The organism is Paenibacillus paeoniae (assembly GCF_003388735.1).
GTDB classification, from domain to species: Bacteria; Bacillota; Bacilli; order Paenibacillales; family Paenibacillaceae; genus Pristimantibacillus; species Pristimantibacillus paeoniae.
In genome coordinates this window covers 2,200,067-2,221,202 of record NZ_QUBQ01000001.1, presented here as the reverse complement: position 1 = coordinate 2,221,202, position 21,136 = coordinate 2,200,067, and the positions used below count along the sequence as shown (strand labels likewise).

The following is a 21,136-nucleotide window of genomic DNA, read 5'->3' as shown; positions in this document are numbered from 1 at the left end:
GGGTTCGGAGAGATGCTCCGAACACGCGTTGCCCGGATAGGAGGCGTTCAATCGGATGAATGTGCTGTTTGCGACATCGGAGGCTGTGCCGCTCGCCAAAACCGGCGGGCTGGCGGATGTAGCCGGCGCGCTGCCCAAAGCGCTTAACGAGCGAGGGTTGGATGTCAGAGTTATCATGCCGAAGTATGAGGAAATACCGGAAGCGTATTTGTCTCAATTTACATTTGTGTCAGCATTCCAGGTCACCTTCGGCTGGCGCAATCAATATTGCGGCCTGCTGACCGCCGCCATTGACGGGGTCGTGTATTATTTGGTGGATAACGATTATTATTTCAGACGCAGGGGTCTTTACGGGTATGATGACGACGCAGAGCGGTTCGTGTTTTTCTGTTATGCCGTGATGGAAGCAGTCCGCTATATGGACTTCAAACCGCACATCGTGCATGGCCATGATTGGCAGACGGGTCTAATCCCGTTCCTCCTGAGGACGAGATACGCCTTTGATCCCGCATGGGCTTATGTGAAATCGGTGTTTACGATTCATAATTTGAAGTATCAGGGCTTGTTCGGCATTGATCTGATCAAGGAACTGACAGGGGCCGGAGATGATATGTTCGTGGCGGAGGGCTTGGAATTTCACGGTGCAGCCAGTTGCATGAAGGGCGGCTTGGTCTACAGCGACCGATTGACGACCGTCAGCGAATCATACGCCTCGGAAATTCAGACCGCCTACTACGGGGAAGGGCTGGAGGAGCTGCTCCGCTATCGAAGCGGGGATTTGACGGGCATCGTCAATGGCATTGATGTAGAGTTGTTTGATCCTATGAACGATTCTGTCCTGCATACACCCTATCGAAACTCTCTGTCGCGCAAGCGCAAGAACAAACTCGATCTCCAGCACGAGCTAGGTCTTCCCCAGTCGGGAGATACGCCGTTAATCGGCATCGTATCCAGGCTGGTTGAGCAGAAGGGTTTCGATCTGATAGCAGCTACACTAGACGAGCTGCTTCAGGAAGATGTGCAGCTGGTGGTGCTGGGCTCCGGCGACTGGCGCTACGAAGAGCTGTTCCGAGATGCTGCTCGCACCTATCCGGACAAGGCGGTATTCTGGCATGGCTATAGTGACCGGATGGCCCGGCGCATCTATGCGGGCTCCGATCTGTACGCGATGCCATCTAAATTCGAGCCTTGCGGACTAAGCCAATTGATTGCGCTTAGGTACCGCTCAGTCCCCATCGTAAGGGAAACGGGCGGGCTTAAGGATACCGTCCAGGCTTACAACGAATATACTGGTGAAGGCAATGGCTTTAGCTTTGCCAATTATAATGCGCATGATTTTTTGCATACGGCTAGGAGGGCGCTGGCGTTGTACCGTCAGGAGGAAGTCTGGAAGCGCATTGTGGACAATGGTGCCCGAATGGATTACAGCTGGGACAGCTCCGCAAAGGCCTATGCCAATTTGTATGCGCAATTGTTGACTGAGCGAAAGGAGAACGAACCATGGCCCGTCATCTTGTAATCGGCAACGGAAAGCTGCTTTTGAATTTGGACCAGCACTGCTTTATTCGCGATATCTATTATCCTTATGTCGGTCAGTTGAACCATGTCGGAGGACATTACTGCCGCCTGGGCATTTGGGTGGAAGGTGTGTTCTCGTGGCTGGATGAGCCGGAATGGAGCTTTGATCTGGATTATATCGAGGATTCGCTCGTGACGAATATTACGGCCAAAAACGAAGGATTGGGCGTAGAGCTCCATATGAATGATGGCATTCATCAGCGCGAATGTATCTATATTAAGCGTGTATTGGTACGCAATAAGCGCGACGATGCCAGGGAAGTGAGATTGTTTTTCCATCAAGACCTGATGATTGAAGGGTCAGAGGTAGGCGATACCGCCGTCTATTATCCTGACAACCATACACTCTATCATTACAAGCGCTCCAACTATTTCATGTTCAACGGATTCTCCGATGAAGGCGGCATGATGCAATATTCGACCGGCATCAAGCGGTTCCAGTCGGCGGAGGGCACGTGGCGCGATGCGGAGGATGGCGTGCTAATGGGCAATACGATTGCACAGGGCTCCGTGGACAGCACGATCAGCTTTCGTTCGCGTATAGAAGGACATTCGGAAAAGACGTTCTATTATTGGATGTCGATCGGACGGAATCTGGAGGAAGTGAAAGAGCTTAACCAATATGTACACGAGAACCATCCCGAGAAGCTGCTCAGCCGGATGGTCGTGTACTGGAATCATTGGCTGCGCAGATCGGAAACGGAATTCGGCGATCTCCCGTCGCAAGTTGTCAAGATGTTCAAGCAGAGCCTGCTGCTCGTCCGTACCCAAGTGGATGAGCGAGGGGCCATTCTCGCGGCCAATGATACCGATATTCTTCAGTACAACCGTGACCACTACAGCTATATGTGGCCAAGGGACGGCGCCCTTATTGCGGATGCGATGTCGATGGCGGGCTATCAGAGCGTAATCGCTCCGTTCTTCCACTTCTGCGCCACTGCGCTGGCGCCGGACGGCTATTTATACCACAAGTATAATCCGGACGGAACAGTGGGCTCCAGCTGGCATCCCTATATCGTTCAGGGAAGCAAGCGGATTCCAATTCAGGAAGACGAGACGGCGCTTGTCCTGTTCGCGCTCTGGAAGGACTACTCACGCAACGGCGTCATCGAGCTTCCCCAGGCGCTCTACAGCAGCTTGATCCGCAAGTCGGCTACTTTCCTGAGCGAATATATCGAGCATTCGCTGTCGCTGCCGAGGCCGAGCTATGATCTGTGGGAAGAGCGGTACGGGATATGGACTTATACGGCAGCCTCCGTCTATGGAGGGTTAATGGCGGCTTCGTTCTTCACCGATCTGTTCGGCGATTATGAGCGGAGCGATCATTACAAGAGCACGGCGCAGAGTATCAAGCACGGCATTCTGACGCATCTGTGGGATGAAGAGACGGGCAGATTCGCTCGCGGACTGATCCAGAAGGATAACCGTTGGGTCAAAGATATGACGCTGGAGAGCAGCTTGTTCGGCGTATTCGAATTTGGCGTGCTGCCGGTGGATGATTACCGCGTCATCGGGACAATGAATGCCATCAAACATGACCTGCGCGTGAAGACGGAAGTAGGCGGCATCGCCCGGTATACGAACGACTATTACTTCCAGCAGTCAGGCGATATTGATAAAGTGCCGGGTAATCCGTGGATTATCTGTACGCTTTGGGTAGCGAATTTCGAGATTGATGCCGCGAATTCGCTGGAGGATCTGGAGGAGCCGCGGAAGACGCTGGAGTGGGTCGCCAGACATGCCCTCTCAAGTGGCATGCTGCCGGAGCAGCTGAATCCGTATGACGGAACACCGTTGTCTGTTGCGCCGCTTACCTGGTCCCATGCGACACTCGTGCAAAGCGTGTGCAAGTATGCAGAGAAGTATCGCAGGCTATCCGGTTAGTGCCAAGGACATGAATCAACCGGCTATGGCGATGCCATGGCCGGTTGATTGTGACTAGAGATGATAGGCTGAGTCATTTTTTCCTTTGGATATTGCCGGATATGCTTGACGCGAGCTTGGCCGCTGACACACTGCCCATTCCCAATATGGATACTGGAGGAATTGCCTGCTGCAATGACGCGAATAAAGCCAACTCGGATGCAGGGATCACAGTTGGTGCGGGTCGTTCGGATAACGCGCCCCTCGTCGAACTCGGGATCGATCAGGATGGGGTTAGGCCTAGAGAAGATGCGGTATGATTCGAAGTAAACATCGCCGGACTTGGCGTGATCCTCCTTCCGCTGGACGGCAAGCGCCATCAGACGCGCATCCGTTCTGCAGCGGTCGCCGAATTGGATAGCGGTGGAGGAGGAGGCGCTAATGATACAGATTGCTCCGATCTGAGATGTACGAGTCGGGTGGTGTATACAGCTGACTCCTTCGCTCACCGAATGATTATGGCTCATGGACATTTGATTCGCCCATTGCTTCTCTTGCGCCCTCAGGCTCCGGTAGAGGTGCCAGCGGCCCGATAACAACCGATTCGGGAGGTGTATCGAACATGGAATACAGCGCCACACAATCCGTATCGCCTACTTGCAGCATCGAGGAGCTGGATATGCCGAGCACGTCGATCTGTCCGACGGCAAGCGAATGATTCGTCACATGAAAATGCAGCATAATTAATCGCCTCCGTTCATTGGATTTCCAGCTTTTAGACTTCTCATATAGGTATCGATAGCGGCCTCCGCATCACGCTTTGTCTTATCGAAGACGCGATCCGCAATAAGATCGGGATAAAGCGAAGCTGTATCTGTGCCATCCTTTGTCTGCATCTGCCAATAAAATTGAATGCGCGTAGGCATCTGCTTCCGGACATCCTCCAAAATAATCCGCCGATGATAAGGGTCAAGCGGCAGCTCCAGCTCCTCCTCACACTTCAGCAAAGTCTGATGAGCTTCTGTATCCAGATATCGGGTTAAGCGCCGATAGATATCATTGTAAGGCTGAGGCGGTGGCGTAATAGCGGGGCTTGCTGCCGGAAAGACATTGCCGCTGCCTTGCCCGACAGAAAATTGATCGATATTGCCAGCACCGCCAGCACCACCGTTCCCGCTATTGCCGTTAGTGCTTCCGTTGCTTCCATTACCAGCTTGGCTTCCGAACGAGTCGGCGTCAGGCAGAGACATGCCAATGTTAAGCGTCCCTTCCAGCTTCTCGACTTTAAGCTGATCGAAGTGGTATTGGATGTTCTCAATGGTATAAGCCGGCTTGGATTCGAGCTGCTTCAACTGTTTGCACAAATCGTCAACCGTGCATTCCAGCCGTTCGATCCGCTCCTGCTGAAATTTAAGCTTCTTCATGACCTCGAAGGACCATGCCTGCCACGGAGAGGGCTGGCTTTCATCTTTCATCCGATCCATCTCCTCTCATCTTATGGCGTGCTTAAGGCAGTTAAGCGGGATTGGGCAGCGGTACAAAGGAGAGAGGATTTTCCTCCAGCATCGGAGCCGGCCCCGTGAATCCGCCTGTATTGTACAGCTGAGAGAGGGAGCGAATCGCCCCCGCGCTGCCGATCTGAAGAACGGAACTGTTAGATACGCTGTCTACGCGAATCTGGTGGATGGTTATCGTCTGATTAATGGTCCAGCTCATACCAGGTTCGCTCCATTCGGAACGTTGGTGTTGTCTTGAATATCGGGATCTAACGTGTTGGTAGAGCTGACGGCGTTGTTGGAATTCGTCAGGCTGCCCGTTAGGAAGGAGCCTGAGCCGGCATAGGTCTTGGTGTTGCTCGATGGTGTAACTTGCAGCGTATCTCCGAATTGGACAATGGAAGCAGAACCGACGCTTACGATTTTGACAAATCCGACAACAGCTGGCATGAGCTTCACTCCCCGCAATCTTCTTGTATATCGTATCTTATGACGGCATCCGCCTAGAGGTGAATGGGAATCAAGTATCCTGCTGCTGGGCGATAGCATATGGTATACGGAATGGGGAGGGAGGGATACCCTGTGGCTTCGAACTGGGACGATCTGGAGCGGTGGATGGAAGGGCAGCAGCTGCCCCGCGGCTTCGAGGTACTGCGTGAACCTGATTGGGTTGAGAAATTCGTAAGGCGGATGATGACGAAGGCGCTGCCGGATGTCGCAGGACATATGACGGGAACGAAAGCGGCGCAGACCTCGGAATCGAAGTTGTACATTGGCGTCAAGTTCAAGCTGCCATCTGGAAGCGATAAGAATTTGCTGCGATTGCGGGTGAAGGAGGATGTGCTGCGCATTGACGGTTTACCGGGCGGAGGGCATGAGGTGGTGAAGCTGCCGAAGCTTGTTAAGCCGAGAATATGCCAGGCAACCGTAAGGGATGGGACCCTGCATGTGAAGCTGCGGAAGCGGCCGATCAGCCGGACTTATCATGAGCATTCGATCTATTGGCCATAGCAGCGCAGGTGAACCGGAGCGGGAAGCGGCTCTGACGGGAGCCTGCGTTATTATTTTGTCACGAAATAGTTTCTTTTTGGCGAATCTACCTGCTGGCTAATGAACGGGCTATCCCTTATAATATTGAATTGGAATATACATATTGTACCGTAAAGGGAGTGTCGTCGTGTCGTTAGTTGATGTAAGCAGCGTGTCTCCTTCGTTATTCATATTGGGAGTCGTCTTTATATTGCTTGTATTCGGTCTTCTTAGTCTGGGTATTCTCCGCATGTTCCAGCAACGGTTCAAGTACGGATGGTTTTGTTTTGCGGGCGCAATCGTCAGCTTCAGCGTGTTCATGTACGTGCTGAATCGATGGTATGTCTAGCGTCGGACAAGCTTAAGACGAAGAACCGGGGGTATGGAATTGTACTGGACTGCAGTTTGGTTTATCACAAATATGCTGTTTGTGGCATCGATTATCACGTTTTTATTTATGCATCGGTTTGTAACCCAGAGTCAATTGCAAGGCGCGGGAGCAGAGCGAATCGGGACGCTGAAACGCCGGCGGACGTTCATGGCCATCATCAGCATGGTAACGTTTATTGCGATGTGTGCCAGCTTTGTCATCAATATGAAGGTGAACGGATGAAAGGGCTCTCATTGACGAGAGCTCTTTTTTTCGGCATTATGGAAGATAGAAACTGTCAAATTCGGAGGTTCGTCTATGCATACAATGGAAGAAATCGTCGGGCGAATGTCGAGCCGCGGGCTGCGGGTAACGGATCAACGAAAGACGCTGGCCAAGTTGTTCGCAGATACGCCTGGCTATCTATCGCCAAAAGATGTCTATGAATATATGGGAAAAACCTATTCCGGCCTCAGCTTTGATACCGTCTATCGGAACCTGCGCGTGATGGAGGAGCTTGGCGTTCTGGAGCAGGTCGTATTCGAGGACGGCGTGAAGTTCAAGCTGCATTGCAGGGAAGAGCACCACCATCATCATTTGATTTGCCTCCAATGCGGACATACGTATCCCATTACGTTCTGTCCGATGGAGCAGACCGCAGTTCCTCAGGACTTCCGCGTAGTTAAGCATAAATTCGAGGTGTTCGGCTATTGCAAATCATGCGAGCAGGAAGAAGCGGCGGCGAACGAGGCATGAAGTCGGAGAAGCGGATCATGCGGCGTGCGCTGCAAGCGCCTATCCATGTCTACCGCAAGTATATTTCGCCGCTCAAGCCGCCGAGTTGCCGGTTCTACCCGACCTGCTCCGCCTATGCGCTGGAAGCGATCGAAGTGCATGGAGCAGCCAAGGGAGCTTGGCTGGCGGCTAAGCGGATCGGCAGATGCCATCCCTTCCATCCGGGAGGATTCGATCCTGTTCCGGAGAAGCTGTCTTCTTCGGGCGACCGGAATGGGAAGTGAGCTTGGGGCTGGTTGGATGCTGCCTTGACAGGCAGGGATCGGATTCGGTATATTTTATAAAATAGTTTCATGCCAATGAATGGATGAGTACAGTGGAGGATTCCTATGCAGAGAGCCGGGCGTTATGGTGCAAGCCGGCAAGGAGCGAAGCTGGAAGATGGTCCGGGAGGCACTGCTTTCGAGCCGTAGAATCGGTAAGGGAGCGGCGTAACGCCCGCGTTAAGGGCATTGCCGTCGGCAGACGGCCTACGAAGCGGCAGCGTGGCTTGTGTGTGTCAACCTTGAACGGTTGTGCGGCAAGCGGAAGAATGCGCAGCCGGAATTTGGGTGGTACCACGTGAGTATAACTCTCGTCCCATGTTGGACGGGAGTTTTTTGCGTTTTTCCAGAACAATCGCCAGAAAGCGACAGGAGGAATATGAAGATGTCTGACAAAAAATCATTTTACATTACGACACCCATTTATTACCCGAGCGATAAGTTGCATATCGGCCACGCCTATACAACAGTTGCCGGTGACGCTATGGCCCGTTACAAACGTCTTCGCGGTTATGATGTTTGGTATCTGACCGGTACGGATGAGCATGGCCAGAAGATCGAACGCAAAGCGAAGGAAAAGGATCAGACGCCGCAGCAGTTCGTCGACGATATTGTAGTGGGCATAAAGGAACTGTGGGAGAAGCTGGAAATTTCGAACGATGATTTCATTCGCACGACTGAAGACCGTCACAAGGTCGTTGTCGAGCGCATCTTCAAGCAGCTGCTGGAGCAGGATGACATTTACAAGGGCGAATATGAAGGTTGGTACTGTACACCTTGCGAATCGTTTTTCCTGGAACGCCAGCTGGTAGGCGGCAATTGCCCGGACTGCGGCAGAGCGGTGGAGCTGGTGAAGGAAGAAAGCTATTTCTTCCGTATGAGCAAATACGCAGATCGTCTGCTGAAGCATTATGAGGATAATCCGGACTTCATTCAGCCGGAATCCCGCAAGAACGAGATGATCAACAATTTCATCAAGCCAGGCCTTGAGGATTTGGCTGTTTCCCGTACAACCTTCGACTGGGGCATCAAGGTTCCGGGTGACCCTAAACATGTCATTTATGTATGGATCGACGCCTTGTCCAACTATATTACTGCTCTTGGCTACGGCGAAGAAGGGAAGGACGCGAAATACAATCAGTTCTGGCCGGCTGACGTTCATCTGGTAGGCAAGGAGATTGTTCGTTTCCATACAATCTACTGGCCGATCATGCTGATGGCGCTTGAGCTGCCGCTGCCGAAGAAGGTATTTGCGCATGGTTGGCTTCTAACGAAGGAAGGCAAGATGTCCAAGTCCAAAGGTACGGTCGTCGATCCGGTTGTCCTAATCGATCGCTATGGTCTGGATGCGCTGCGTTACTACCTGCTGCGCGAAGTGCCATTTGGCTCTGACGGCGCATTCACGCCGGAAAATTTCGTCGAGCGCATTAATTTCGATCTCGCGAACGACCTTGGCAACTTGCTGAACCGTACAGTTGCCATGATCGGCAAGTACTTCGAAGGCCATGTTCCTCCGTTCGCCGGATCGGTGACTCCGTTCGACTCCAGCTTGCAGCAGCTTGCCAGTGAGACGATTACGTCTGTTGAAAATGCGATGGAGCGGATGGAGTTTTCTGTAGCGCTTACGTCGCTATGGCAATTCGTCAGCAGAACGAACAAATATATCGACGAGACGCAGCCGTGGGCGCTTGCGAAGGATGAAGCCCAATCTGCCGAGCTGGCTTCCGTCATGCATCACCTGGCTGAATCGCTTCGCCTTATCGCGATTATGCTGCAGCCGTTCCTGACGAATGCCCCTCGCGAAATGTGGCGTCAGTTGGGTCTCTCGGAAGGCGAGTTGACCACTTGGGACAGCATGCGTGCGTTCGGAAGTATTCCGGGCGGTACGACGGTCAGCAAAGGCACGCCGATCTTCCCGCGTCTGGAGACCGAAGAAGAAGCCGCATTTATCGCCTCTTCGATGAGTGGGGGTGTGCCCGCTGCAAATCAGGCGGAGGCGCCGGCAGCGACGTCTGCAAGCAGCGGAGGACCAGAGCCATCAGACAAGGAAGAGATTGGTATCGACGATTTCGCTAAGGTGGAGCTTCGTGTAGCCCAGGTGCTGGCTGCGGAGCCTGTGCCGAAGGCGGATAAGCTGCTGAAGCTTCAATTGGATCTTGGTTATGAGCAACGTCAGGTCGTATCTGGCATCGCCAAGTATTATAAGCCGGAGGAGCTTGTAGGACGCAAGGTCATCTGTGTGACGAATCTGAAGCCGGTGAAGCTGCGCGGAGAGATGTCGCAAGGCATGATTTTGGCAGCTTCCCATGGCGAGCAGCTTACGCTTGCTACAGTGCCGGACGATATGCCCAATGGCGCCGTTGTGAAATAGCAGCATATAGAATGAGAAAAAGTCGTTCCTCCTCCCAAATGGGAGGTATGGAATGACTTTTTTTGGCGTATGGCTTGTAAGTAGAAGGGGTTTGCTTGCCCTGTGCCTGAAAAGTTGGTTGACAGAGTAAATAGGCGGACGTATAATATTAAACGTAATCATAACGATTACTATAAAGAGAATCGGAGAGTAAACACATGCTGAAAAGAAAACGCGTTAAATGGTTGAATATGTTCGTATTGTTGATGTCGGTCGTTCTTATCATAAGTGCATGCGGGAAAAGCAACTCCAGCAATCCAGGGGCAAGCCCGTCAGGGGAGCCTTCTCAGACCGCAGGCAACGGAGAAGGAAATTCGCAATCCAAGCTGCGTGTCGTGACGAGTTTTTACCCCCTCTATTATTTGGCAAGAGAAATTGGCGGAGAGCATGTAGAAGTTGTCAATTTGATTGCAGCCGGCGTAGAGCCGCATGACTGGACACCGAAGAGCAAGGATCTTAGCACGGCATCGAATGCGCAGCTGCTGCTGTATCATGGAGCAGGTCTTGAGCTATGGATTGAACAGTTTCGGAAAGGCCTCTCGAAGGACAGCAAAGTAGTAACGAAGGAAATGAGTGCAGGCATTGCGCTAATTAGCGGTGATGATAACGATGAGCATGACCATGACAGCGATGACCACGATCACGATCATGATAGCGATGACCATGATCATGACGCGGAAGAAGGCCACTCGCATTCGCATGATATCGATCCCCATACTTGGGTAAGCCCGAAATCGGCTATTATACTGGCAGAGAACGTGAAGTATAGCCTGATTGAGAGGGACCCTGTACATGAAGATTATTATAATGAGCGTTTTGAGACTGTGAAGAACGAGCTGGTTCAATTGGACCAGAAATATACAGAGACGCTTGAGAAAGCGCCGCAAAAAAACTTGGTCGTATCGCATCAGGCCTTCGGGTATTTGGCGAGAGACTACGGGCTTACGCAGACGGCGATCATGGGGTTGAGCCCGGATGCGGAGCCGAGAGCGCAGGACATTCTGAAAATTGCCAAGTATGTGAAGGACAACGGTGTTAAGTATATCTTCTTCGAGGAATTGGTGTCGGACCGACTGGCAAAGACGTTGGCAAACGAAGCCGGCGTAGAGACCATGGTGCTTAATCCGCTGGAAGGATTGACGAAGGAACAGGAGAAAAGCGGGGCAACCTATCTGACTCTGATGGAAAGCAACTTGCAAAACTTGACGAAGGCATTACAATAGAATAGATTCAGGTTGGCGAAAACGGAGCCCCGATGGCTCCCTTTTTGCGCTAAGGAGAGGTAATATGCTTCTATCAAATGGAAAAATCGAGAGTACGCAAGGCTGTCATCGTGAAGTGATCGGCGTGGACGGCGTATCGTTCTCCTATCAGCATAAGTCGGTGATGACGAATGTATCGTTCGGTGTCAAGGAACGGGATTTCATCGGACTCATCGGTACGAATGGTGCGGGTAAAACGACCCTTTTAAGAATGATCGTCGGCCTCCTTCGGCCAACAGAAGGGCAAATTCGGCTGTTCGGCGTCCCAGTGGAGAAGTTCAAGGATTGGGACCGGATTGGCTACGTGCCGCAAAAAAAATCACTAAATCCTCAATTTCCGGCAACGGTGCGGGAAGTGGTCCTATCCGGATTATATGGACGCAAGCGCTTGTTCCGGCTGGTCGGCAAGGCCGACCATATTAAAGCTGCGGATGCGCTGGAGGCGATGGGGATATCTGATCTGACCGAGAAGCGGATCGGGCAATTGTCCGGCGGACAGCAGCAACGTGTTTTTTTGGCGAGGGCGCTGATTAACAATCCTTCGTTGCTTATTCTGGACGAACCGACGGTAGGCATTGATGCTGAGACGCAGCAAAGCTTTTTCCATATGATCAAGCATATGCATCAGCATCACAATATGACGTTTCTGATGGTATCGCATGACATGGATATGATTCGGGCTTATTTGGGCCAAGAGCCCGCGTCCAATTCGGGAAAGCTGAATTTTTATATCCGACATTCGCATGACACGCAAGACTGCGTAGAGCATAATCTGGCGCATAGCTTGCGAGGACTTCGGGAGCAATTGGAAAGTGGAAGAGAGGTTGTTGGCGTTGGAGATCGTAACTAGCGAGTTTTTTCAGAGAGCGCTCATTGGCGGCGTACTGATCGGCATTACCGCCCCGCTTATGGGTCTGTTTCTTGTTCTGAGGAGACTTTCGATGATAGGAGATACCTTGTCTCACGTGGCCATTGCGGGTGTTGCGCTGGGATATCTTATCGGCGTCTATCCCATCGCGGCGGGACTTGTATTCGCTATAGCCGCTTCCTTCGCGATAGAGAAGCTTCGTAAAGCTTATAAGACGTATGCGGAGCTGTCGCTGGCCATTATTATGTCCGGCGGGATCGCATTAGCGTCCTTGCTGTTCACGATGGGCCGCAGCTTCATGGATGTGAACAGCTATCTGTTCGGCAGCATCTATACGCTCGACGGAACTGATTTGTATACAATTGGCGCGGTCACGCTTGTTGTGCTGCTTGTTGTTGGCTTGCAAGCCAAGGAGCTGTTCCTCCTGTCATTTGATGAGGAAGCGGCATCGGTGAGCGGCTTGCCCGTGCGATTCTATAATGTTATGATTAGCGTGCTTACCGCACTAGTCATTAGCGTTGCTATTAAAATTGTAGGCGCGCTGTTGGTATCTGCCTTGCTGACGATTCCGGCTGCGTGCAGTCTCATTATCGCCCGCAGCTTCAAGCAGAGCATCGTAGCTGTCGTGGTGATCGGCGAATTGGCTGTTATCGGAGGTCTGATGATTGCCGGCGTATGGAATCTGGCGCCAGGCGGAACGGTCGTATTGCTTCTTATTGCCATTCTGCTCCTGCTGCTGACGTTCCGGCGCAGCCTTAGACTTGGCGGTTAGCAACAGTCATTAGGTATTGCGAAAGAGGTGCATTTCTTGTCAGACATCAACATTTGGCTGGCGCTCGGAGCGGGCTTCGCTTCGTTTATTTCGCCATGCTGCTTGCCGCTTTATCCGTCCTATCTGTCGTACATAACCGGCATCTCCGTATCTGAACTGAAAGACGCGCAGCTAACGAACAAAAAACGGATGCTCATGATGACGCATACGCTGTTTTTTGTACTTGGTTTTTGCACGGTTTATTACACGCTCGGCTACGGCACGAATGTATTCAGTGAGTTTTTCAGTGAATATAACCAACTGATTCGGCAATTATCCGCTATTCTAATTATATTGATGGGCTTGTTCTTGTTGGGCATCTTCCAGCCAAGACTGCTGATGAAGGAACGCAGAATGAACCTGTTGCCGAAGAAAGTCAACTATTTAAGTTCGTTTATCTTCGGCATCGGTTTCTCGGCTGGCTGGACGCCATGCACAGGTCCTGCGTTAACTGCTATTTTGGGGCTGGCTGCAGCAGAACCGGGAACCTGGTTCAAACTGACCTCCGCTTATGCATTAGGCTTTGCCATTCCGTTTTTCATTCTGGCCTTTTTCCTTGGTACGGCACGCTGGATCTTGAAGTATTCCAGCACTGTCATGAAAATTGGCGGCGGCGTTATGATTCTGATGGGCGTACTGCTGTTTACGGATCAAATGACTAGAATTACCGTATGGCTGAATCTGATAACACCGGAATTTCTGAAGTTTTAAGTAAAATATTCAATCTTCGAATCCGGGAAATGTTCAAAGACGCGCTCCGATATGAATAAGCGGAGCGCGTCTGCTTGTTCATCGGGATAAACATATTTGCCTTGACCCCATCGGCCCCACTTATATTTGCGCTTCTCAATATCCATCTCCAGCTTTGTTTTGGGGTATCGTTTTTCGATGACACCTTTTGCTGTCTTCGTGAATCGATGCTGGATGAGTTCGAACGTCAGGTCTCCTCTGACGTCTTGAGGCAAGGCATCATCCAGCGCTGCCAGCAGCTCTCCATAGCCTTCCTCCCAGCCGTCATGCCATATAATTGGGGCAATGATGAAGCCGATGGGATAACCAGCTTTGGCTGCCTTGGCGGCGGCTTCGATCCGCTGCTCGAAGCGGGAGGTGGAGGGCTCGAAGTGCTTGATGACATGCTTGCTGTTCACGCTGAACCGGATTCGTGTATGACCGTTATGCTTGGCATCAAGCAGGGAGTCCACATGGTGGAACTTGGTGACGAAGCGCAACCTGGCTAGCGGCTGCTGGCCCATGTATTCGATCAGCTCGCGAAGGCTGCCGGTGATCGGCTCCAAGCCGACGGGATCGGATGTACAGGCCGCTTCGAAACGTGTAATTTCGGGAGCGCGCTCATTGATATAGCCCTGTGCTGCTTCCAAGATATCGTCGATGTTGACATATACGCGGATGTAGGGCTTGGCGCCAAGCGTCGTCTGCAAATAACAATAATGGCAATGAGCCATACAGCCTGTTGCGATCGGGATGGCATATTCGGCGGAAGGCTTGGACGTGTCGAATTTGAGCGTCTTGCGCAGACCGACAACAAGCGTACGCTTGGCAATCTTGTATTGCTCCAGCTCGGAGTTGCCGGGCAGGTTGGTGATGCGGTTATGCGAAGTCGTCATGCGGTATGGAATGCCCTCTTTTTGCACCCATTCAAAGATCCGCTTGCCCTTGGGGTAGTCCAGCGCTGCCGGCTCAAAATAGACAAGCTCCGGCACAAAGGACAGGGTGGAGCGGTCGACTCTTGGAGGGCGTGGTAGCGATTGCTGGGTCATGATGATGCCTCCTGTTCAAGGAATAAACAATCGGGAATACAGTAGCATTTTTCTTTATGCGCTAGTTTTCCGTAACTTGCCGCAAGGTAAACAGGTAAGATCACCATCTGTTGAGATTGCCGTCCAAATTTGTCGGACGGGTTGCAGACGATCTATCGAACAGTGTATGATACATAGAGTAATGCCGAGCAATTGGGTAAAGAAGCAAGGTAAGGAGGTTCTTGGGTGCCGACTCCGAGCATGGAAGACTACTTGGAACGAATCTATAAGCTCATCGATGAGAAGGGCTACGCGCGCGTATCGGATATAGCCGAGGGGCTGGAGGTCCATCCATCTTCCGTAACGAAGATGATTCAGAAGCTGGATAAGGACAATTATCTCATATACGAGAAGTATCGCGGTCTGGTCCTCACCAACAAAGGGAAAAAGATGGGGAAACGGCTGGTTGACCGTCACCAGCTGCTGGAATCATTTTTGACGATTATCGGCGTGCAGGACGATAATATCTATAAAGATGTGGAAGGTATTGAACATCATCTGAGCTGGGATTCCATTACTTGCATTGAGACGCTGGTGGAATATTTCCGCAGGGATGAATCCAGATTGGCAGATTTGAGGGCTTTGCGTTCCGAGATGGATACCGAATAATACATAGCCAAAGAAGAAGGTCAGCGGAATTCATTCCGCTGACCTTCTTTTGCATCCAACATTCATTAATGATATTTCGGAATGTCGTCATCATCCTTGCCGCCTTCAATAACTCGGAAGGGGACAGTCTTGGAACGCGGACGATCACGTCTCGGTTTAGCCGAAGTTTGGCTCTGCGTCACATGCGTACGTGATTGGCTTCCGCCGCGCCGACCGCCGAGGAAGGATGGCGGATATTTGTAGAGTAGAAAGATGCCGCCAATGATGACGATGGGCAAAATCAGGGAAATAGCGAATCGCGCAATACCCACGACAATGCCGATTAACAGCAAGGCAAATAAGATAATGGTAATGGGGTTCCATCTTTTTCCTCGATTGTACATCTTCATCACGCCTTTATTTAAGATTTAGACATTTGCTGGTCGAGCTCGCGCATCCGATTGAAGGAAGCAATCGATACCGCAACCTGCTCGTCTTTTGGTTCCTTCGTAGTTAGCAGCTGAAGCCACAGTCCCGGGAAGCCAAGGAATCGCAGGATCGGCAGATCGCGCACGGCGTTCGTCACTCTTAGTACTTCGTAAGAGACGCCAAGCACAAGAGGCAGCAATGCGAGACGAATAACAATGCGATCCCACAGACCTTGCCATTCAAATATAGGCAGCGAGTAAATGATTACGCCGACGATGATCGTGAATACCATAAAGCTGGAGCCGCAGCGATAATGGAGTCTGCTATACTTTTGTACGTTCTGAATCGTAAGCTCCTCGCCAGCCTCGTAAGCGCTGATAACCTTATGCTCTGCTCCATGGTATTGAAATAATCGCTTAATGAGCGGAGTCATAGATATAAAGTACAGGTAGGCGAGCAACAAAATAATTTTAATAAGTCCTTCTAATAAATTATGACCGACGGAGCTTTCGAATAACCCGCTGAACAATAATTCTTCTAGCGCGGCGGGCACGCCCGTAAAGATAACTTTCCCTGCGATAAAGGAAAGGATTGCGGCGGCGGCAACGCTAATGACCATCCCAACGCCAAAGCCGCTTTTCTTCTCTGCTGGAGGAGCTTCCTTCTTGACTTCTTTCTTCGCTGCATCGTCTTCAGATTCATCTTCAGCGTAGGCTTCCATCGAAAAGTTCAAATGCTGGGATCCCTTGACGCTTGATTCCAAAATTCCGACAACGCCTCGTACAATAGGAATCTTCTTCAGCAATTGAAGCGATCGCTGTGTCGTTCTTGGTACTTCGAAAAACACGATTTCGTCGTTCTTGCGTCTTACGGCTGTCACGTTCACATGCTTGCCTTGGAACATGACGCCTTCAATGACGGCTTGTCCGCCATAAATATTACGTGGGTCCTGAGACAAAAGCGTGTCACCTTCCTCGATTTCTCATCAAAATAGTCTTGCATCTATTGTACTTGATCTTACGTTTAATTGCGAGTCGCATCGAGCCGGTCGAAAGGGACTGAGATGAGTGAAATGGCGATTACATGTCCATTCTTTGTTGCATACTAAGATATAGCGGGAATGGGGCTTGTTATGCATATAAGGTAAAGGGGTTATTGCTATGGCCAACTCACATCATCATCAAAGAAGGAACAATGAAGATCGCCATCGAACGAATCCTTGGCTGTATTCCATTCAACTCGGCTTCTTCGCCGGATTGTTTTTCGGCATCCTTCGGTGGATATGCTATGAGATGAAATTTACGATATTGCTGCCGGGATATATGCTGGATTCGTTTTTCCGGCATTCCTTTCTGGAGACAGCATGGGGTTATGTTATTGGCATAGCCGGTTACATTGTGTTTTCCATCGTAATGGCAATTCTCTATAAGGTGGTGCTGGGCAAGCTGAAAGGCCCATGGCCCGGCATTTTCTATGGATTGGCAGTATGGGCCATTCTGTTCGGAGGCATTGGCCCTCTGATTGGCATTATGGGCTGGCTGACACAGATTGGCTGGAATACGATCTATACAGAGCTGTGCATCTCGACGCTTTGGGGCGTTTTTATCGGGTATTCTATCGCATTTGAATTTACGGATGAGGTGTCGCGAGAGCCGATGGGAGCGAAGAACTGAGTTGTTACTTCTCAAGGGGCGGACATTTGTGGTAAAATGTCTTGTGATCTTCGACGAAGTGATCAATCGTTCGCCCAGGAGGTGCAGGCATGCTCAGAATCGCAGTGCTTAACGGTCCTAACCTGAATATGCTCGGCATTCGCGAGCCTGGCGTATATGGCAGCGAATCGCTATCTGCGATCGAGGCTCAAGTGAAGAGCAAGGGAGATGAGCTGGGCGTTCAGCTTTCATTTTTCCAAACGAATCACGAGGGCGATATGATCGACCGCATACATAGCGCATACGGCAGTGAGGACGGCATTATGATTAACCCGGGTGCATGGACCCACTATAGCTACGCGATAAGGGATGCGCTAAGCGCGGTCTCGATACCGGTGGTGGAAGTGCATCTATCCAACATTCACAAGAGAGAAGCGTTCCGGCATGTGTCGGTGGTAGCCCCGGTTGCCCTGGGACAGATAGCGGGTTTTGGAGCGGCAGGGTATGTGATGGCTCTGGACGCGCTGGTTCGCACACTTCAGAGCGAGAGCAGCTAGGAATGAGAGGGAGAGCGATATGACAACAACAAGAGTTGAACGGCTGCGCAAGCTGCTGGAAGAGAACAGCCTGGATGCGCTGCTAATTGCAAGTCCATACAACAGACGTTACATAAGCGGCTTTACGGGTTCAGCAGGCTTTGTGCTGCTTACATCCGGCGACAATTATTTTCTTACAGATTTCCGCTATCGCGAGCAAGCGGCGAAGCAAGTGCAAGGATTCACTATCATCGAGCATGGAACTAGCCCGATCGACGACATTCGCGGGATTTTGGAGAAGGCGGGTATTGCCTCGCTCGGATTCGAGCAGGAGCATGTCAGTTACGGCGAATACCTCCAGTGGGGCAAGACGCTGAATGGAATCGCGTTGAAGCCGGCAGCAGGTCTTGTGGAGAAGCTTCGCATGACCAAAGACGATGCTGAACTGCAAGTGATGCAGGATGCTGCTGATCTGGCTGACCGTACGTTCAAGCATATTCTTGGCGTTCTGGCAACCGGCATTCGCGAGTCCGATATTGCGCTTGAGATGGAGGTCTTTATGCGCAGCAATGGCGCAACAAGCTCCTCTTTCGACACGATTGTGGCATCCGGAGAGCGTTCCGCTTTGCCGCACGGCGTTGCGAGCGACCGCATCATCGGCACGAACGAGTTCGTGAAGCTGGACTTTGGCGCCTACTATAACGGCTATTGCTCCGATTTGACCCGTACAGTAGTCATCGGCAAGCCAAGCGACAAACATAATGAGATATACAATATCGTGCTTGAAGCTCAATTGCATGCGCTTGCCAATATCCGTCCGGGCATGACCGGCATGGAGGCGGACGCGCTTTGCCGCGATATCATTACGAAGTATGGCTACGGCGACAACTTCGGACATGGCACAGGACATGGCCTCGGCATGGAAATCCATGAAGCGCCTAGACTTTCCCGACTTAGCGATACGATTTTAACCCCCGGCATGACCGTTACGGTAGAACCCGGCATCTACGTCCCAGGCTTTGGCGGCGTACGCATCGAGGACGATATCGTCATTACGGAATCCGGTATTAAAATATTAACCTCATCTCCGAAAGAGCTCATCTGCCTGGGATAGGGACTATTCATTCAGGAGGGAATCAGCAATGATTTCAGTAAACGATTTTAAGACAGGTTTGACCGTACAAGTAGACAATGATATCTTCACCGTTCTGGACTTCCAGCACGTAAAACCGGGCAAAGGCGCCGCATTCGTACGCTCCAAGCTGAAAAACCTTCGCAATGGCAACGTTGTTGAGAAAACATTCCGCGCAGGCGAAACGATCGGCCGTGCTCAAATCGAGAACAGAGCTGTTCAATACCTGTACAACTCCGGTTCTGAATATACATTCATGGACAATGAGACGTTCGACCAGTTCAACCTGGACAAGAAACAGCTTGAGTGGGAGATTAACTTCCTGAAAGAAAACATGACGGTTAACATTACGAGCTACCAAGGCGAAATCCTCGGTATTCAAATGCCGAACAGCGTGGATCTGAAAGTAACCGAAACGGAGCCAGGCGTTAAAGGCAACACGGCTCAAGGCGCTACGAAAAACGCAACGGTTGAGACAGGTTTGACTGTTCAAGTTCCTTTGTTCATCAATGAAGGCGATGTCCTTCTGATCGATACGCGCGAAGGCAAATATATCTCCAGAGCTTAATTGTAAGCTGGAGGTATAATAGGTCGTCTCCAAGGTCCATAGTTGGCCGGGAGACGGCTTTTTTTGTCAAAAAGTTATCATTTGACATGGTCGAACGCTATCCTACGATAACGCGGTAGGGCGGGAATGTTATTTAGGAAGAACCCTACCCATAGGTAGGGCTCTTGTGATATAATATGAACTTGTATGTAGATGTCAAGGTTGGGAGTGAAACAGCTTTGTCTTTGATCGTGATGAAGTTTGGCGGCAGCTCCGTGGGTACGCCGGAGAGAATGCAGCGTGTAGCAAAACGTATATTGGATAGGCAGCAAGAGGGCAACAATATCGTTGTCGTTGTGTCTGCCATGGGTGATACGACGGACGATTTGATCGATCAGTCGAAGGGGCTGAACCCGAATCCGCCCGCTCGCGAGATGGATATGCTTATGACTGTGGGCGAACAGATTTCGATTGCCTTGCTATCGATGACGATTCATCAATTGGGCGGCAATGCGAAGTCGTTCACCGGCTGGCAAGCCGGTATGAAGACGAACGAGGTACATGGAAAAGCGAAAATAACCGATATTGATCCAAGCCGAATATTCAAGGCTCTTGAAGCGGGGAATGTAGCCGTTGTTGCCGGGTTCCAGGGCATGAGCGAAGATGGCGAAATTACGACGCTTGGACGCGGCGGCTCCGATACAACAGCAGTTGCGCTTGCAGCAGCGGTTAAGGCGGATGTATGCGAAATTTATACGGATGTGGATGGCGTCTATTCGACCGATCCGCGTGTCGTGAAGAACGCACGCAAGCTGAACGAAATATCGTATGATGAAATGCTGGAGCTGGCGAATTTGGGCGCGGCGGTGTTGCATCCGCGTGCCGTTGAATATGCAAAGCATAACAATGTGAAGCTGGTTGTTCGTTCGAGCTTTACGCAGAATGAAGGCACCAGTGTGAAGGAGGATGCGGTCATGGAACAAGGCGTGGTCGTTCGCGGAATCGCTTTTGATAAAAACGTAGCTAGAATCAGTATTATGGGCGTAGAGGATGTGCCAGGCGTTCTAGCCAACGTATTCGGCGCTCTCGCGCAAAACGTTATCGATGTAGATATTATCGTTCAGAGTGGCGTACAAGACGGTAAAGCCGACTTCTCGTTCACGCTGTCCGGCGATGACAGGGAGAAAGCAATTGAAGTGATTGAAGGCATTCGCTCCGCTGTTCCTTACAGAGAGACCACATCGGAATCCGGCTTGGTGAAAGTGTCTATTGTCGGAGCGGGAATGGTGAGTAATCCTGGCGTGGCTGCTCAAATGTTCTCCGCGATCTCCACGCTTGGAGTAAGCATTAAGATGGTCAGCACATCCGAAATTAAATGCTCTTGCGTCATTGCGGCAGATCAACTGAATGATGTTGTCCGCACGTTGCATACTGCGTATGGACTGGATACATCCGAGCAGGCATTCGTCGGCGGTCCGTCAGACCGTCGTTAATCGCACTACTATTCTCTAGTTGAACATAAACCGGCTAATGTTTTGTCCATAAAGTAGTTGGGCCACAGACTAGATTTTGATTAGCTATAATGTTTAAGTTTATAACAAAAAATCTTCTCCTCATGGAACCGAGTGAAATAGCGTTGTGTGGCAAATCTAGCCACTTTAACAAGCCTTTCAACTTAAGGGTTGTCCTA

The 21,136-nt window shown here is 51.0% G+C and carries 27 protein-coding genes; 19 read left to right on the top strand and 8 right to left on the bottom strand.

The window, feature by feature from the left end:
* The first annotated feature begins 55 nt into the window (after nucleotides 1-55).
* Nucleotides 56-1,519 (top strand): glycogen synthase GlgA, encoded by a 1,464-nt coding sequence (gene glgA, locus DX130_RS10370; protein WP_116044947.1) that lies wholly within the window; start codon nucleotides 56-58, stop codon nucleotides 1,517-1,519.
* Nucleotides 1,501-3,462: a glycoside hydrolase family 15 protein gene (locus DX130_RS10365; RefSeq protein WP_116044945.1), complete on the top strand. Its 1,962-nt coding sequence runs from the start codon at nucleotides 1,501-1,503 to the stop codon at nucleotides 3,460-3,462. The genes glgA and DX130_RS10365 overlap by 19 nt, the downstream gene beginning before the upstream one ends.
* A 23-nt stretch (nucleotides 3,463-3,485) precedes the next feature.
* Here DX130_RS10365 and DX130_RS10360 read toward each other — a convergent pair whose 3' ends face one another.
* Genes DX130_RS10360 through DX130_RS10340 form a run of 5 tightly spaced genes read right to left on the bottom strand, consistent with a single transcriptional unit; the run spans nucleotide 3,486 to nucleotide 5,387 of the window.
* Entirely contained in the window at nucleotides 3,486-3,968 is a 483-nt protein-coding gene (locus DX130_RS10360) for a spore germination protein GerPE (RefSeq protein WP_165861219.1), read from the bottom strand.
* Nucleotides 3,958-4,182: a hypothetical protein gene (locus tag DX130_RS10355; protein WP_338068629.1), complete on the bottom strand. Its 225-nt coding sequence runs from the start codon at nucleotides 4,180-4,182 to the stop codon at nucleotides 3,958-3,960. Before DX130_RS10355 ends, DX130_RS10360 begins: the two co-directional genes overlap by 11 nt.
* A 2-nt stretch (nucleotides 4,183-4,184) precedes the next feature.
* Complete coding sequence (gerPC, locus tag DX130_RS26435; RefSeq protein ID WP_165861218.1) at nucleotides 4,185-4,916, bottom strand: spore germination protein GerPC; 732 nt, start codon at nucleotides 4,914-4,916, stop codon at nucleotides 4,185-4,187.
* Nucleotides 4,917-4,956: 40 nt separating this feature from the next.
* The gene (locus DX130_RS10345; RefSeq protein WP_116044940.1) at nucleotides 4,957-5,157 is read right to left on the bottom strand and encodes a spore germination protein GerPB; all 201 of its coding nucleotides are present in this window, start codon (nucleotides 5,155-5,157) and stop codon (nucleotides 4,957-4,959) included.
* The gene (locus DX130_RS10340; protein WP_116044939.1) at nucleotides 5,154-5,387 is read right to left on the bottom strand and encodes a spore germination protein; all 234 of its coding nucleotides are present in this window, start codon (nucleotides 5,385-5,387) and stop codon (nucleotides 5,154-5,156) included. The genes DX130_RS10345 and DX130_RS10340 overlap by 4 nt, the downstream gene beginning before the upstream one ends.
* A 132-nt stretch (nucleotides 5,388-5,519) precedes the next feature.
* On the opposite strand from DX130_RS10340, the gene DX130_RS10335 reads away from it, so the two are divergent.
* The 11 genes from DX130_RS10335 (at nucleotide 5,520) to DX130_RS10290 (ending at nucleotide 13,456) form a co-directional block, all read left to right on the top strand.
* Nucleotides 5,520-5,948 carry an Hsp20/alpha crystallin family protein gene (locus DX130_RS10335; protein WP_116044937.1) on the top strand — a complete coding sequence of 143 codons (429 nt, stop codon included), beginning with the start codon at nucleotides 5,520-5,522 and terminating at the stop codon, nucleotides 5,946-5,948.
* A 166-nt stretch (nucleotides 5,949-6,114) separates the two neighbouring features.
* Complete coding sequence (locus DX130_RS10330) at nucleotides 6,115-6,315, top strand: hypothetical protein (RefSeq protein ID WP_116044936.1); 201 nt, start codon at nucleotides 6,115-6,117, stop codon at nucleotides 6,313-6,315.
* A gap of 33 nt (nucleotides 6,316-6,348) precedes the next feature.
* On the top strand, nucleotides 6,349-6,579 hold the full coding sequence (locus tag DX130_RS10325; RefSeq protein ID WP_116044934.1) for a hypothetical protein: 231 nt from the start codon (nucleotides 6,349-6,351) through the stop codon (nucleotides 6,577-6,579).
* A 75-nt stretch (nucleotides 6,580-6,654) separates the two neighbouring features.
* On the top strand, nucleotides 6,655-7,092 hold the full coding sequence (locus DX130_RS10320) for a Fur family transcriptional regulator (RefSeq protein WP_116044932.1): 438 nt from the start codon (nucleotides 6,655-6,657) through the stop codon (nucleotides 7,090-7,092).
* Between the two features lie 17 nt (nucleotides 7,093-7,109).
* Nucleotides 7,110-7,355, top strand: coding sequence for a membrane protein insertion efficiency factor YidD (gene yidD / locus DX130_RS10315; protein ID WP_206098814.1), 246 nt, complete (start codon nucleotides 7,110-7,112; stop codon nucleotides 7,353-7,355).
* A 92-nt stretch (nucleotides 7,356-7,447) separates the two neighbouring features.
* On the top strand, nucleotides 7,448-7,696 hold the full coding sequence (locus DX130_RS26195) for a hypothetical protein (protein WP_133297913.1): 249 nt from the start codon (nucleotides 7,448-7,450) through the stop codon (nucleotides 7,694-7,696).
* Nucleotides 7,697-7,779: 83 nt separating this feature from the next.
* A complete protein-coding gene (gene metG / locus DX130_RS10310) occupies nucleotides 7,780-9,765 on the top strand; it encodes a methionine--tRNA ligase (RefSeq protein WP_116044929.1) in 1,986 nt (661 codons plus the stop codon).
* Between the two features lie 197 nt (nucleotides 9,766-9,962).
* Nucleotides 9,963-11,027 carry a metal ABC transporter solute-binding protein, Zn/Mn family gene (locus DX130_RS10305; RefSeq protein ID WP_116044927.1) on the top strand — a complete coding sequence of 355 codons (1,065 nt, stop codon included), beginning with the start codon at nucleotides 9,963-9,965 and terminating at the stop codon, nucleotides 11,025-11,027.
* Nucleotides 11,028-11,091: 64 nt separating this feature from the next.
* Entirely contained in the window at nucleotides 11,092-11,916 is an 825-nt protein-coding gene (locus tag DX130_RS10300; protein WP_116044925.1) for a metal ABC transporter ATP-binding protein, read from the top strand.
* Nucleotides 11,900-12,706 carry a metal ABC transporter permease gene (locus DX130_RS10295; protein WP_116044924.1) on the top strand — a complete coding sequence of 269 codons (807 nt, stop codon included), beginning with the start codon at nucleotides 11,900-11,902 and terminating at the stop codon, nucleotides 12,704-12,706. Before DX130_RS10300 ends, DX130_RS10295 begins: the two co-directional genes overlap by 17 nt.
* 36 nt (nucleotides 12,707-12,742) lie before the next feature.
* Entirely contained in the window at nucleotides 12,743-13,456 is a 714-nt protein-coding gene (locus DX130_RS10290; RefSeq protein ID WP_116044922.1) for a cytochrome c biogenesis CcdA family protein, read from the top strand.
* Here the strand turns inward: DX130_RS10290 and splB are convergent.
* Nucleotides 13,453-14,523 (bottom strand): spore photoproduct lyase, encoded by a 1,071-nt coding sequence (splB, locus tag DX130_RS10285; RefSeq protein ID WP_116044920.1) that lies wholly within the window; start codon nucleotides 14,521-14,523, stop codon nucleotides 13,453-13,455. The genes DX130_RS10290 and splB overlap by 4 nt on opposite strands.
* A gap of 225 nt (nucleotides 14,524-14,748) precedes the next feature.
* On the opposite strand from splB, the gene mntR reads away from it, so the two are divergent.
* Nucleotides 14,749-15,171, top strand: a complete 423-nt coding sequence (gene mntR, locus DX130_RS10280) for a transcriptional regulator MntR (protein WP_116044919.1) — start codon at nucleotides 14,749-14,751, stop codon at nucleotides 15,169-15,171.
* A gap of 65 nt (nucleotides 15,172-15,236) precedes the next feature.
* On the opposite strand, the gene DX130_RS10275 is transcribed toward mntR, so the two are convergent.
* Both DX130_RS10275 and DX130_RS10270 read right to left on the bottom strand, forming a co-directional pair.
* Nucleotides 15,237-15,554: a hypothetical protein gene (locus DX130_RS10275; RefSeq protein WP_116044917.1), complete on the bottom strand. Its 318-nt coding sequence runs from the start codon at nucleotides 15,552-15,554 to the stop codon at nucleotides 15,237-15,239.
* 17 nt (nucleotides 15,555-15,571) lie between these two features.
* On the bottom strand, nucleotides 15,572-16,483 hold the full coding sequence (locus DX130_RS10270; protein ID WP_116045891.1) for a DUF1385 domain-containing protein: 912 nt from the start codon (nucleotides 16,481-16,483) through the stop codon (nucleotides 15,572-15,574).
* A gap of 256 nt (nucleotides 16,484-16,739) precedes the next feature.
* Here DX130_RS10270 and DX130_RS10265 point away from each other — a divergent pair, with 256 nt between their 5' ends.
* The 5 genes from DX130_RS10265 (at nucleotide 16,740) to DX130_RS10245 (ending at nucleotide 20,939) form a co-directional block, all read left to right on the top strand.
* Nucleotides 16,740-17,252 carry a YqhR family membrane protein gene (locus DX130_RS10265; protein ID WP_116044916.1) on the top strand — a complete coding sequence of 171 codons (513 nt, stop codon included), beginning with the start codon at nucleotides 16,740-16,742 and terminating at the stop codon, nucleotides 17,250-17,252.
* Between the two features lie 89 nt (nucleotides 17,253-17,341).
* On the top strand, nucleotides 17,342-17,788 hold the full coding sequence (gene aroQ / locus DX130_RS10260; RefSeq protein ID WP_116044914.1) for a type II 3-dehydroquinate dehydratase: 447 nt from the start codon (nucleotides 17,342-17,344) through the stop codon (nucleotides 17,786-17,788).
* Between the two features lie 19 nt (nucleotides 17,789-17,807).
* Entirely contained in the window at nucleotides 17,808-18,881 is a 1,074-nt protein-coding gene (locus DX130_RS10255; protein ID WP_116044913.1) for a M24 family metallopeptidase, read from the top strand.
* Between the two features lie 28 nt (nucleotides 18,882-18,909).
* Nucleotides 18,910-19,467, top strand: a complete 558-nt coding sequence (gene efp, locus DX130_RS10250) for an elongation factor P (protein WP_116044911.1) — start codon at nucleotides 18,910-18,912, stop codon at nucleotides 19,465-19,467.
* A 218-nt stretch (nucleotides 19,468-19,685) separates the two neighbouring features.
* The gene (locus DX130_RS10245; RefSeq protein ID WP_116044910.1) at nucleotides 19,686-20,939 is read left to right on the top strand and encodes an aspartate kinase; all 1,254 of its coding nucleotides are present in this window, start codon (nucleotides 19,686-19,688) and stop codon (nucleotides 20,937-20,939) included.
* Nucleotides 20,940-21,136 lie beyond the last annotated feature (197 nt).

Bases quoted from the DNA above. Each gene is read 5' to 3' on its own strand.
- glgA (WP_116044947.1), top strand. From the start codon at position 56: ATGAATGTGCTGTTTGCGACATCGGAGGCTGTGCCGCTCGCCAAAACC.
- DX130_RS10365 (WP_116044945.1), top strand. From the start codon at position 1,501: ATGGCCCGTCATCTTGTAATCGGCAACGGAAAGCTGCTTTTGAATTTG.
- DX130_RS10360 (WP_165861219.1), bottom strand. From the start codon at position 3,968: ATGAGCCATAATCATTCGGTGAGCGAAGGAGTCAGCTGTATACACCAC.
- DX130_RS10355 (WP_338068629.1), bottom strand. From the start codon at position 4,182: ATGCTGCATTTTCATGTGACGAATCATTCGCTTGCCGTCGGACAGATC.
- gerPC (WP_165861218.1), bottom strand. From the start codon at position 4,916: ATGAAAGATGAAAGCCAGCCCTCTCCGTGGCAGGCATGGTCCTTCGAG.
- DX130_RS10345 (WP_116044940.1), bottom strand. From the start codon at position 5,157: ATGAGCTGGACCATTAATCAGACGATAACCATCCACCAGATTCGCGTA.
- DX130_RS10340 (WP_116044939.1), bottom strand. From the start codon at position 5,387: ATGCCAGCTGTTGTCGGATTTGTCAAAATCGTAAGCGTCGGTTCTGCT.
- DX130_RS10325 (WP_116044934.1), top strand. From the start codon at position 6,349: ATGGAATTGTACTGGACTGCAGTTTGGTTTATCACAAATATGCTGTTT.
- DX130_RS10320 (WP_116044932.1), top strand. From the start codon at position 6,655: ATGCATACAATGGAAGAAATCGTCGGGCGAATGTCGAGCCGCGGGCTG.
- yidD (WP_206098814.1), top strand. From the start codon at position 7,110: ATGCGGCGTGCGCTGCAAGCGCCTATCCATGTCTACCGCAAGTATATT.
- metG (WP_116044929.1), top strand. From the start codon at position 7,780: ATGTCTGACAAAAAATCATTTTACATTACGACACCCATTTATTACCCG.
- DX130_RS10305 (WP_116044927.1), top strand. From the start codon at position 9,963: ATGCTGAAAAGAAAACGCGTTAAATGGTTGAATATGTTCGTATTGTTG.
- DX130_RS10300 (WP_116044925.1), top strand. From the start codon at position 11,092: ATGCTTCTATCAAATGGAAAAATCGAGAGTACGCAAGGCTGTCATCGT.
- splB (WP_116044920.1), bottom strand. From the start codon at position 14,523: ATGACCCAGCAATCGCTACCACGCCCTCCAAGAGTCGACCGCTCCACC.
- DX130_RS10275 (WP_116044917.1), bottom strand. From the start codon at position 15,554: ATGTACAATCGAGGAAAAAGATGGAACCCCATTACCATTATCTTATTT.
- DX130_RS10270 (WP_116045891.1), bottom strand. From the start codon at position 16,483: ATGTTCCAAGGCAAGCATGTGAACGTGACAGCCGTAAGACGCAAGAAC.
- DX130_RS10265 (WP_116044916.1), top strand. From the start codon at position 16,740: ATGGCCAACTCACATCATCATCAAAGAAGGAACAATGAAGATCGCCAT.
- aroQ (WP_116044914.1), top strand. From the start codon at position 17,342: ATGCTCAGAATCGCAGTGCTTAACGGTCCTAACCTGAATATGCTCGGC.
- DX130_RS10255 (WP_116044913.1), top strand. From the start codon at position 17,808: ATGACAACAACAAGAGTTGAACGGCTGCGCAAGCTGCTGGAAGAGAAC.
- efp (WP_116044911.1), top strand. From the start codon at position 18,910: ATGATTTCAGTAAACGATTTTAAGACAGGTTTGACCGTACAAGTAGAC.